Origin of the sequence: Anaerocolumna xylanovorans DSM 12503 (assembly GCF_900143645.1) — a bacterium.
GTDB lineage: Bacteria > Bacillota > Clostridia > Lachnospirales > Lachnospiraceae > Anaerocolumna > Anaerocolumna xylanovorans.
In genome coordinates, this window is the sequence record NZ_FRFD01000011.1 from 90882 (window position 1) to 103924 (window position 13043).

At 37.8% G+C, this 13043-nt stretch carries 9 protein-coding genes; all 9 read right to left on the bottom strand.

The genetic code is table 11. The annotated features are described in order from the left end of the window. Positions 1-27: 27 nt before the first annotated feature. A complete protein-coding gene (gene nagA / locus BUF11_RS18105) occupies positions 28-1212 on the bottom strand; it encodes an N-acetylglucosamine-6-phosphate deacetylase (protein WP_073590276.1) in 1185 nt (394 codons plus the stop codon). A 9-nt stretch (positions 1213-1221) separates the two neighbouring features. Then, positions 1222-1974, bottom strand: coding sequence for a glucosamine-6-phosphate deaminase (locus BUF11_RS18110; protein WP_073590277.1), 753 nt, complete (start codon positions 1972-1974; stop codon positions 1222-1224). A gap of 29 nt (positions 1975-2003) precedes the next feature. Further along, positions 2004-3626, bottom strand: coding sequence for a response regulator transcription factor (locus BUF11_RS18115; protein WP_073590278.1), 1623 nt, complete (start codon positions 3624-3626; stop codon positions 2004-2006). Beyond that, positions 3601-5436, bottom strand: a complete 1836-nt coding sequence (locus BUF11_RS18120; RefSeq protein WP_073590279.1) for a sensor histidine kinase — start codon at positions 5434-5436, stop codon at positions 3601-3603. The genes BUF11_RS18115 and BUF11_RS18120 overlap by 26 nt, the downstream gene beginning before the upstream one ends. Positions 5437-5707: 271 nt before the next feature. Further along, positions 5708-7081: an ABC transporter substrate-binding protein gene (locus BUF11_RS18125; protein ID WP_073590280.1), complete on the bottom strand. Its 1374-nt coding sequence runs from the start codon at positions 7079-7081 to the stop codon at positions 5708-5710. Between the two features lie 76 nt (positions 7082-7157). Then, the gene (locus BUF11_RS18130) at positions 7158-8033 is read right to left on the bottom strand and encodes a carbohydrate ABC transporter permease (RefSeq protein WP_073590281.1); all 876 of its coding nucleotides are present in this window, start codon (positions 8031-8033) and stop codon (positions 7158-7160) included. Between the two features lie 14 nt (positions 8034-8047). After that, a complete protein-coding gene (locus BUF11_RS18135; RefSeq protein ID WP_073590282.1) occupies positions 8048-8959 on the bottom strand; it encodes a carbohydrate ABC transporter permease in 912 nt (303 codons plus the stop codon). Between the two features lie 443 nt (positions 8960-9402). After that, positions 9403-11958 (bottom strand): glycoside hydrolase family 9 protein, encoded by a 2556-nt coding sequence (locus BUF11_RS18140; protein ID WP_073590283.1) that lies wholly within the window; start codon positions 11956-11958, stop codon positions 9403-9405. Positions 11959-12047: 89 nt separating this feature from the next. Beyond that, positions 12048-13040, bottom strand: coding sequence for an N-acetylglucosamine kinase (locus BUF11_RS18145; RefSeq protein ID WP_073590284.1), 993 nt, complete (start codon positions 13038-13040; stop codon positions 12048-12050). Positions 13041-13043 lie beyond the last annotated feature (3 nt).

Here is a 13043-nt window from a genome sequence, read left to right on the forward strand (position 1 = left end):
GTCCACCCCCTATATTTTAATGTTCCTTTATTTCTTTTTATAAACTGTTTTTCCCTTTATGATTGTTGTCTTGATGTCGATATCCGAATCAAATATAACGATATCGGCATCCTTCCCCGGTGCCAGACTTCCCTTTCTATCATCGATCCCTATAACCTTGGCCGGTGTGATGGAAATCATTCTTACGGCATCAACCAACGGCACTCCCGCGGGCCCTGCCATCGTCCTGACAAGCCTGTCTGCCGTGGCGACACTGCCTGCAAAAGCTTTCCGGTCGGGCAGCTTGGCAACTCCATCCTCTACAAAGACTTCCATGCCATCTTTCAAGCTCCCCAGTATGCTCGGGCCCTCACCCATACCTGCCGCACGCATGGAATCAGTAACAAGTACTGTCCGGGAGGGTCCTTTTATTTTATAAACCAGATTTAGCAGGTCAGCCGGAATATGAATTCCGTCTGCAATTATCTCAACCGTCATTTCATCTATTAGAAAAGCACTTTCGATTACTCCTGAAACCCGTAATGCATTCATTCTTTTTACACCCGACATAGCTGAATACAAATGAGTTATATGTGAAAAGCCATTTTCAAAAGCCTCTGCCACCTTTTCCCCTATTGCATCGGAATGCCCTATGGACATTAAAACTCCTTTTTTTCGGGCATATCTGCAAAAATCCAGTACCCCTTCAATTTCGGGAGCTGCACTCCACCTTATAATATCGTCGCTCCATTCAAAAATTTTTTCATATTCTTCTCTTAATGGTACCCTGATATATCTGGGATCCTGTGCACCTTTTTGTTCCTGCGAAAAATACGGTCCTTCCAGATGTATTCCTATCAGCTCTGCACCTAGTTTATTTAAGGACTTTGATTTTCTGAAAGCTTCAAAGGATTGCTTAAGACCTTCATTTGTACTGGTCAGGGTAGTCGGTACAATAGAGGTTGTTCCATACCTGGCATGTGTTTCTGCCGCTTTAAGGTATGCTTCCACAGTTGCATCCATGAAGTCAGAGCCACCGCCCCCATGTGTATGAATATCAATAAATCCGGGAGCTACATAATGCCCCTCTGCATCTATTACAACCGCATCCTGTACAGGCACATCTTCCTTTGTAACGCATGAAATGATTCCGTCTTCAATGATGATTGTTCCTTTCTCAAGCAACCTGTACGGGGTTATGATTTTACCATTGGTAATTTTTATTCTATCCATAGTCCTCCCTCACATTATTCCTGCAGCGCTGTCTGCATCCAGAAATAGCTCTGCAGCTTCATGTTTTCTGAGTATGGAGGCAGGGCAGGCCTCTGAAATTTCACCATTTATCGTTTTCTCAACAGCCGCCGCTTTGGATTTTCCAGGTACCATACAGTAAATATATTTAGCTGACATAATTGCAGGAATAGTAAGAGTAAGTGCACGGGCAGGCACCATATCAAGGGCCTCAAAGCATCCGTCGTTTACCTGCTGCTTCCTGCAAACCTCATCCAATTCAACCACCTTGACCAAGGATTTATCATTAAAATCTGCTACCGGCGGGTCGTTAAAGGCAAGATGCCCGTTCTCCCCAATGCCGATACACGCTATATCCAGGGGAAATTGCACTAAAAGGTTAGAGTATCTGTCACATTCAACGGACTCACCGTTATCACTTCCATTTAAATAATTCACAGACTTAAAACCCACCTTGCCAAACAGTTTTCTTCTTAAAAAAATCCCAAAGCCTTGTGACGCCTCACTGCTCAACCCGATATATTCATCCAAATGAAAGGCATTTATCTTTTCCCACTTGATTTCCCTATTACTGACTAAAGTATCAAGGAACTCGTTCTGGGATGGAGCCGCTGCAAACACCATATTAACTTCACTCTTAACCTCCAAAAGGCTGATTATTCTTTCAGCAACTGCTCCCGCGGCTGCCTTACCCATTTCTGATCTATTTATGTAAACATTAAGCTTCAATTTATCCTTTGACATCTATTTACTGCCTCCAAATTTTCTATAAACTATGAATATCTTCTCTTCCTGAATTCGCCGGGATTAAAGCCTGTTACCTTTTTAAAAACTTTTGTAAAGTAAGCTTTATTTACATGTCCAACCTTTATTGAAATCTCTTCTATTGATAAATCAGTCTCCGCTAAAAGTTCTTTTGCCTTTTCTACCCTCATACTGGTTAGAAAGTCAATAAAATTGCCTCCTGTTTTACTCTTAAAATATCTGCTGAAATAGCTGCTGTTCATATTTACAAATGCAGCTATGGTGTCAAGGCTAATTTCCTCCTGTAAATTTTCCGTAATATAATTTAAAATCTTTTTCATCTCGGGCGTACAAGTATATGCAGCGTTCTTATTTAAAACATCTACGGCATTTTTCAAGAAGCTGTGAAATGTTTCATTTAATTCATAAACATTATCAATGATACAAAGTTGTTTCAAATAAGAATCCGGAATGACATGCTGGTACATGAAAACATTCTTTTCGATATACTTATTCAAACTATTAACCAATCTTTCAACAACCATTTTTACATCTACAGCAAATATATTTTCCTTCTTAACTTTATCAAAAAAAACATATTCCAAATGTGTGAGCAGTTCGATATCCCGATTTTCCAAATGATGATCAAATTCTTTCATCAGATCATTTACATAATGAAAATCAATATTTGAAAACTTGGATTCTCTTTTTGAATAAGACAAAAGGAAGCCATCCTGCATATAAAATCTATTATTTTTTAATGTTAAAATATCTTCATATGCACCCTTAATTTCCTGCATTGAACCCACCTGAATTCCGATATAAATTGTGCAGGTTGTTTTTAAGATTTCCTTGATACAACTCTGGATTTCTTTTGAAACAGCAGCTATTTTCTCGTACATACTATATTTGAGGTTAGGGTTGTAATTAAAAATGATCACATAATTATTTTCACTCTTAGGAAATACTTCCCCGATATCATTTTTTTTAAGAATCTCCTCAACAACATTTAAAACTGTAAATTGTATTAATTCTGCATCTTTGTTAAACATATTACTGTTTAGCAAATTAATATATCGGTCTATCGTAAGTAATGATAATATATACTTTTGTTTCGATAAATTATAATTGTAAATGTTTAAACGTCTTTCAAAACTATTAATGTCTGCCAACTCTTTTTTAAGTAATTCATTAATAAGTTTTTCACTAAGTTGACAGCGATTGCGATTTAGTTCTATTGAAAGCTCCCTGGTCTTTTTCTTTTTTAGCCATCTTTCTTCAATGCCAGTTTTGACTTTAGCCAATGCCAAATAGATTTCCTCTCTTGTCATAGTATCTTTTATAAGGTATTCATCAATACTTAAGTTGACGGCTTTCCTCGCAAAATCAAAATCCTTATGACATGTCAGAAATATTATGCTTAGTTCCGGCTGCTTTTCCCTTATTTTCTCAGCCATTTCAATCCCATCCATTTTATGCATTGAAATATCTGTAATTATCAAGTCAGGTTTATGTTCTATAGCCTTTATGTATCCCTCTTCCCCACTACCCGCTGTACAGATAATCCCAAATCCATGTTTTTCCCAATCCAGCGAAACCTTCAGACCCTCTATAACATTAATTTCGTCATCTACTAACATTACTGTCAGCAATATGTACACCCTCTTTCTGGAATGGCAGATATAAGGTTACTTTTGTCCCGTTTTTTTCTCCGTCGCAAATATTTATTCCGTAGTTTTGTCCATAAATAAGCTTAATCCTGTCATGTATGTTTTTTAAACCAACACTTTTATAATACTTTTTATCATCCAGTGCCTCGGACTCTCTATTTAAAATGCTGTCTAAAGTATTACCTTGTAATCCTTTACCATTATCTATCAGCTCTATCTTTAACAAATCTTCTGCTACTATTGCAGTCATACTGATAACACCTGGCTCATTTAAATCCCCAAACCCATGCAGGATTGAATTTTCCACAATGGGTTGCAGTAGAAGGTGGGGTATCCTGTATTTCATAATAATTTCATCTATATTGCATTCAAAAATAATGACAGTACCCTGCTTCATCTGAACCAAATCAAGATAATTCTTTAGTATATTAATCTCACTTTCAAGAGAAACCATCTCCTGTCCGTTTGTAATACTGGCTCTGAGTAATATTGATAAGGCATGTACCATATCTTCAACCTTTTTATCTCCATAAGCTGCCGCTGCCCACCTTATAGAGCTTAAGGTATTAAAAAGAAAGTGTGGATTAATTTGGGCTTGCAGTGCTTCAAATTCAGCATCTCTTTTTAATCTTTCCTGCTCTTTTGTAAGCACTAGAAGTTCACTGACCTTATCCAGCATATTATTAAAGTTTTGACTCAGTTTTCCAATCTCATCTTCACTTTCAACCTCTACCTTTCCATTAAAATCTCCGTTTTCTACTTTCAGCATACTCATTCGTAATTTAATGATTGGCTTACTTATTATATTTGAAATAAATAATGCTACAATTAAAAAAGAAATCATAAAGATCAAATTGATAAATAAAAGAATATTTCTAATATTGGTCAAAGGTGCTACCAACTTCTCGTAGGATATCATTGATACCAGTATCCAGTTACCCTTATCAATAGATACACTATTAACAACTATTTTTTTTCCGTTTTTATCTACATCAATATACGATTTCCCCAGGTTTTCGTTTATTTTTGAGACATTAAGCCTGCTATTTATGTTTTTAGAAATTTCTGTTTTATTTTTACATGATAGAATTTTGCCATTATTTTGTAAAAGATAAATTTCATTTGTTTCGTTATTTGAGTTTAGTGCCTTATAAATATTATTCTCATTTATACATATATGTACCACACCTATTCTGGTCAAACTGCTGCTGCTTATCTTTATAGGCATAGCTGCTTCCAAAAAATAATCACCATTATTTTCAACACCAGGCATGACTCCTATCCAGCGAATCCTCATATCTTTTGATTTAATTATTTCTTTATACCAGTTATTTTGCTTCATTTCTTTTGTATATCTTGAATACTCTCCCCAGTTCCCATAATCAAAATTCTTTTCTCCTAATATGGTTATGCTTGTGTTATAGGTCATTAATGAAATTGGAATGTTCTCAAATATGTTATCAAATTTCTTTTGTTTTTCATATCTTTGGATTTTACCAGACTGGATTTTATAATTAGTATTGTCATCACTAAGTATTTCTCTTACATTACTATTATTGGATATGTTTAATAATGTAAAAGCAATATCATCAAGTGTTCTGTTTAATACTTTTGAAGAATCATTTATTGAATTTTCGTTTAAACTGGCTATTTCGTCCAGCATAAAATTTGTTACAATATTATTGGACAATAATAAAGAAATTATTAATGGAAACACCACAATAACAGAGAAGGACATTATTAACTTTCTTCTTATACTTAAATTTCGGAATTTCCCGATAATAGTTCTCATAAAATCACCTATTCACATTATATCATTCCACAATTCAAATATCCATATCTCCCCACTAATTGCCATGCCTTTCCCAAAGACTGCAAACTATGTCCCATGCATATTGCAAGCACGCTTGCGATACTGCCCAAATAGAAATTTGAAAAATGCATCGCATTTTTCAAACTATGCCTATAATTAAAACATTGAATTCTAAAACTATACAAGACTGGGTAAATGATAGAACTAATCTTCATTTACCCAATCTCACCTGCTAAAGCCTGAACTCTTTCTATTTCTTTGCTTTTTCGACAATAGCATTTGCCTTATCAATTGTGTTTTTCATAGTACTATCCAAAGACTGTCCGCCTACAAAGTATTTTTCGGCTTCCGATGTAAATGCGTCAATGATTTCACTTTCTCCAGGGCCAGATCTTGTCACAACGTTATCAACCCTTTGCGGATCAAATATAACATTTTTAAGTGCCTCCAAATCATATAAACTTTCATCAGGACCAATAATACCTTTTATTACTTCATCAGAATTAGCTTTTTTCCATGGTGTCCACTTTTTATGTCCCATTTCCAAACCTTCAGATGTTAATGCTGTTAAGAATTTGTATGCAGCTTCCTTATTTGCAGACTTTGCATTAATTGACCAGCCAAATCCAGCCCCATCAAGCTGAGATGTATTGGGTTTACTGTCATTACTCCATCTTGGGTATGTAGCAAAAGTTGTTTTAAACGTATGCGGATATTTATCAATGAGCTGAATATCAGAAACCATCCAAGCTCCCATACACACCATAGCTACTTTCCCACTAAAGAATTGATTCCTGTATAAAAGTTTCTGTGATGACATATCTACATATGGAACCTGGCTCTTATCCACATTTTCCATATCATATCTAAACTGTAATCCATCTCTGAACGCAGGGTGTTCAAAATTCAGTTTATTATCCTCTGTAAAAAAAGGATCATCCATTATTTCGCTCTGTGTTCCAACAGCGAAGAAATTTGACCAATCATTCATAAAGGAACCATATACCTTATTTGCGCCTTCACCTTTCGTAAGCTTTTTGGCATATTCCCTGTAATCATCCCAGGTCCAGTCTCTTGAAGGAATAGGAAGTCCTGCTGCATCAAGCATATCTTTATTAATAAATACCAACCATGGTGTTATTTCCTCAGGTATTGCATAAATTTTGCCGTTGTAAGGTGTAACACCTTTATATTCATCTGACAAGTTAATGCCGGCATTCTTGGCATAGTCATCAAGAGGTTCGATTACGCCGTTATCAATCCACTCTGTTAATTCATATAAAGCAGAAGATTTCACCAAATCAATCTGTTCACCTGCCGCAATCATAAGGTCTACTTTTTTCTTATACTCATCATTATTTACATTTGCAACCAAAGGAGCCATTTCAACCTTAATACCGGGATTTTTCTTCTCAAACTCATCAATAAATTCAGGCCATTTAAGCTGCTTGTTTGTAACCTCATCTGTAGGAGTATAGAACTTAAGGGTAACTGTTTTAGCCGGCGTTCCGGTAGATGGCGCTGCCGGTGTATCACCAGTTTTAGCACTACAGCCGGAAAGTGCTGCTGACATTAAAAATATTGCAGTTAAAGCCGTTGATAAAAGTCTCGCAAATCTTTTCATAAAATCTCTCCTTTTTTGTATTTATAATAACGGCGTTCCTTATATTATAACGCCTAATTACCTTGAATATAGATTTTTAACCTTTAACACTTCCGGCAGTCAGACCCTCAATTATATATTTTTGTCCAATTGCAAACACGATGAATAGCGGAATAATTGCCGATACCGAGGCAGCCATAATTAATGAATAAAATGATCCGTATCTGTCAGTAAACATTCGTACTCCGATTTGAATAGTAAACAGCTTTGCATTTGTTATAAAAATCAGAACGTTCTGATAATCATTCCATGACCAAATAAACTTAACAATTGCCATTGTTGCTATAGCCGGTTTAGACAGAGGCAGCATTATATTTAAGAATGTCCTTAACGTTCCGGCTCCATCGACTTTAGCCGAATCACTAAGTTCTGCCGGTAATGACTTCATAAACTGTGTAATAAAAAATATACTTGACTGGCTGAACAGCATACTAATTATCAGACAGAGATGCGTATCAAACAGATGAAGCCATTTGAAGTATAAAAACCTTGGAATAAGCGTAACCTGATCAGGAATTATCATTGTCGCTATTATTAAAACGAATATTTTATCTCTGCCCGGAAAATTAAGCTTTGAGAAAGCAAATGCTGCCATACTCGAAATTAATAAAGAAAAGAAGGTTGTTATTACTGTAACTTTAATGGAATTAAAATAATACAGAGCAAATGGAGCGTCTCCAAACCAAACTTCTTTATAATTTTCGATAATTCTGAACTTCGTAGGGATCCATTGGATTGGAAAAGTAAAAACATCGACTTCATATTTCATAGATGTAGATATCATCCAAATAAACGGCAGAATCATTACTAAGCCAAAAGTCAATAAACCGATTGTAACCGCTATCTTTCCTACTTTAATTTTATTATTTAAGCGCAAACCCTTAACTTTGTTATTAACTGCAATATCATTCATAAGAATCCCCTTTTCTATTCATGTACCCATTTCTTTCTGCCTATCCATTGAACCAGCGTAATTACAAAAACTATAATAAAAAGTACGACCGTAATCGCTGCTCCATAGTTTATATGGCTATTTCTAAATGCTTGTTTGTATAGATAGTAAACGAGGACTTGTGTTGCGTCACCGGGACCGCCATCCGTCAAAACACTGATCTGGTCAAATATCCTGAAAGTTTCCATCGTTTCATAGATTATAAGGAAAAATATCGTAGGAGTTATCATAGGAAGCGTAATCTTTCTGATCTTTACAAACCAATTTGCCCCATCCATCTCAGCTGACTCATAAAGTTCAAGCGGAACAGTCTGCAGTGCTGCTAAAATAATTATAATATCATACCCCAGGTTCTGCCATACAACCATTCCTGATAAGCTTGGAAGCGCCCAATGCAAGTCAGAAAGCCATTTCGGCGTATTTTCAATTCCTATCGCTTTCAGCATTTCTGTAACCGGGCCATAGGATGGCTGCAAAACAACCATCCATATAGTTGCAACAGCTACTGTGCTTGAAATATACGGCAAAAAATAAATGGACTTAAAAAAGTTTTTAAAATAGCAATACTTGTTTATCAATACGGCTAATATAAAACTTAATATTAACTGGATAGGTATTGTATAAAAAAGCAGCAAAATATTATTTTTTAGAGCTGTATAAAAAGTAGCATCCTTGAATAAATCCTTGTAATTTTCGAATCCGACAAATGATATCTTCGAAAGATCGGTAGCAACGGAACCCCAATTGGTAAGACTGATAAAAACAGTTAGGAAAACTGGTAAAATCGCCATAAACAGCAGAAAAAACAAGCATGGTAAAATAAACATATACCCAGCAAAAATTTCATTTTTACGCAGAGATTTTGTCTTTCTAGTAGTTAACTCCATTATTTTCGACTCCTTAATTATTTGTTTAACTATGCTGATCCAAATCCTTAAATTTATTATATACTCAGGGCTGCACTGCCTCAATCTTATATTTTTACGTATAATATTTATATTTTTACCTTTTGGCTTTGGCAGATTATTTTACAATAAGCACAGGGTGATTTACCCAGGTCAGGATCTCTCTTAATTGCAAGGGTGGAGTCACTTCCATAATTTCATTTATAGACAGCTTTCCGTTTGGCGCAAAAAAGGCGAGCTGAAATATTCTCAGCCGCCTTTTTATAATCTCTGATATTTAATTTACTTTAATAAATATATAATGATTCGCCCGGCAAATGCCCTGTTTCAATATGCCTACAGGCAGTTTGCACAAAATAGAAAGAATGAATGCGCCTGCTGTCCCATTGTGAAAAACTGACCTTTTGCAAATCATATACTGGAAGCTAATTAACTGTTAAAGCAGGTTTATTTGATGCATTCTCCTTGCTGTTAAAGCTTAAAGTCGCTCCATTATTGTTCTCAACCTGCAGCTTGAAGGTCACCTTCTTATCCCCGCTCATCTGACTGTTCACATAGCTTGTAACATCTATGGTATACCAACCGGCAGCTGTAACATTCAAAGTTCCTATTGTTACTGCACCTGTACTGCTGGGCTGATTATTCCAGGTTATACTTCCGCTCCCCGATTCCACCCAGGTATCAGTGCCGGAAAGACCGTATATCACTAACGGTGTTTTTGCAGATGCCGCATTACAGTACACCTTCAAAGTTGCTGATGCAACTGATGTTCCTGAACGACCGGTAAGGTCAAACTTCAAAAAGCCCTTCCGGTTATATCCGGCATCCGGATCGCCTTTGATATCGATTGTTGTTGCCGTGCCATAATTCGTTGTGGCATAAGTTCCGTCCCTTACATAGGCATCGGCATTGGCCGGATAATCAACAGCAGCGGCAGATGTCGTTGCAATTACGGCTGTACTCCATGCACTTGTACCAGCGCTGTTACCGGCTCTTACTTTATAGCTGTGGGTTGAACCCAGCGTCAAACCTGTATGCGCATAAGGAGAGGTTGCATTGCTTATTGTTGTTCCATCTACTTCAAGGTCATAACTGGTTGCGCCTGCTGCTGCACTCCAGGTCACATTTATTTGAGACGGCCCTGCAGCAGCCGCCAACCCGGTTGGTACCGACGGTATGCTCTGTGTATAACTTCCCCCCATAAAAGCTACCATTGCCATACCTGCCGCATTTCCGGAAATAGTAACTTCATTTGTTGCATAATCTCTTCTGTTGTCGTGCCAAACCATACGACTATCATTGAATTGCACTATATTCGGGTTTTCTTGTCCCGAAAGCAATGGATCCAATTGATCTACTGCATATTGGGCGCTTGTCTCAAATCCCTCGCTCCAGGCTCCAAGCAGCTGATATCCGGGATTGCTTGCACGATTCAGTGTTGTCACACGATGACGGGGATTTTGAAACCAGGTGGTACCCGCACCATTTAACATGCTGACACCCCATGGATTTTTACCCAACATAAAGTCCAGCTGCTGTCCCGCCAGATTTGAATAAGTAGAATTACCTGAAAGTTCCTGATACATCAAAGCCTCAATTGCATTATTGCTCATTGCTTCATAACTGCCCCATTTTGGCTGGCTGCTGTTATTCCAGAACTGTGCATCTGCATAGGTTTTCTTTACATTGAGATGATTATTCATGCGGCTTATAACTGTACTTTTATAGGCCGGATCAAGTGAAGCAACTTCATAGTTTGCCCAGGCGTAAGCCCTTGACCAGTTGAGGCTGGTATCAGATTTGTTATACCATTCTCCGGCACTGTCACAATAAGACTTTGCATCTGCCAGATAAGAAGCTGTTCCTGTAGCACGGTAGAGTTCAGCTGCTGCCCAGGCCATATCATCTTTATAATCGGTATCCACGTAGAACTCATCTGCATCTCCTGCAATACCTGTTCTGGTCTTGCCCCAGGTATATATCTGCTGTGCTGCCGTAAGGTAACTGCCGGCTAATGTGGCATTGTAGCTGGGTCCGCTTTGGTCTCCCCAAATTTTAGCTCCAAGTGCCAAGGCAGCTGCTGCTTTACCCGCCAGATTTGCACCTTTTCCCGCCGGGCATGGATGGACGGGCCTGGATGCACCATATATGGTGTTGTCATTTTCCGGCCAGCATTTACTGCGGGAATCAAGATCATCATTCTCAACATCGTGATCAAGACCATCAGCAACTTCCATATACAATATCTGGTTTGTGTTATCCCACATCTTTCGTATAAAATCCAGCCCAACCTTGGCTTCGGTCAATACGCCGCTTGTGCTTCCGGGTGAAGGAAAAACTTCCGGATGATGAATATAGGTTGTAAGCATTACATCTGTGACATGTCCGATCGTACTCATGAATTTGATGTAATCCGAGGCATCATGCCAGCCGCCTGTTACGTCAATTGTACTGGAAGCTCCATCAGGTTTTCCATCCACCGATGAACCTGTTCCTGATATATGGCAGACTCCATGATCCTTTGGATTTGTATTTCCGCAGCGTTGTACCTTGAAGAACTGCATTGATAGATCGGCTAAACTGCTGTAAACGGAATCGCTGACAGAAAACGCCGGTGAAGTGTATGTGTTGATTTTTATATAATATCCGCTGCCTATTGTACTTAAAGCACTGAAATCAAGAGCATAGGTGTAGGCACAATTTGCACCGCCGGCATCGCCCCAGCTTCCTTTATTGGCTGATGAAATAGTTCCATTTAGAACTGATGTATTACTGGAATTAAAAACATCATATCTTACTCCGCTTAAATTGGTACTGGATAAAACCATGGCCACTTTATTTGCCGAAGGTTTGTATCCCACCTGGTTTACTCTGATAAAAACTCCACTTGCATTTGCCTGGACAACAGTTGCCGGCATAATTACTGTTGCAATCATGATAACCGCGACCAGAAATGAAATAATCCTGCTTTGTCTTTTCATTTTGTACCCTCCCCTAAACTTTAATATACTCGATTATGACTTTCCAAATCATTCTGTCAGTTCTCAAATGTGTTTAGAACGTGATAATTCTATTGTTCAAAAGCTCTTAAGACTTTTTCCCTATCATGCTTTTTACATCCATTTTGCTCCAGTGCCCATAAAATAGCTCCTGCCACAGGCGGTGAATTTAAAACCTTAAAAGAAATTTTTCTGTCTTCATTTTTCAAAGAAACATCCTGCTTGATTTTTTCTATTGCCCTTGGATTTTCACCTTTGACAAATATTGAACCGGCCAATATGACCTCAACAGGCTCTTGCTTACAAAAATCCAGATTGGCTATGACTGCATTGATGCACCTTGCATATTCTCTGCCCATATCGTCCAGCAAATCCTGTGCCACTGCATCATTTTTATTAGCAGCTTCGAATACCAATTTATTAAAATCGTCATATTTATAGGTGCCGTCATCAATCTTGCCTTTTAGCGCTTCAACAAAATCGAACTTTGATTTTATATCTAAAATATTAAAAAACAATTCAGTTATCAGCGTTTCCGGGTCTCTTTTAAATATAGAGTTATAGGTTGCTGCTATAGCCTTACCTGCCAGATATTCTCCTCCTCCAAAGTCTCCTCCGCTGATTTCCCCTAATCCGCCAATCTGCAGCATGTTGCCCTTGGAATCAATCCCGCCTATGGAAAAAGCTGTCCCATTTATTGCACAGATTCCAAAACCATTCTCACAGCCTGCCTTTATTCCCAGGTAAGAATCATTGCAAAGAATAAAGTCTCTGATCCCTAAGTCCCTGATCATATTAGAAATAAATTCATGCTGTCTTTTCGTATCCACTCCGGCCAATCCAAACACACATTTTCCCAATTTCTCTGTGCCTATGCCGTTTTTATTAAGAATATATGTAAAAAGTCTGCCCAACTCAATCTTAAGCTCGTCATAGCCGCCGCTTAAGCACTCATGGTTTGTTTTTCCCCAGCTTACCAGGTCAACCATGTTTCCATCCAAATCAAAAATCGAACAATGGGTCTTCGTTCCTCCTCCATCCATTCCAAGCACATATTTTTTCATAAT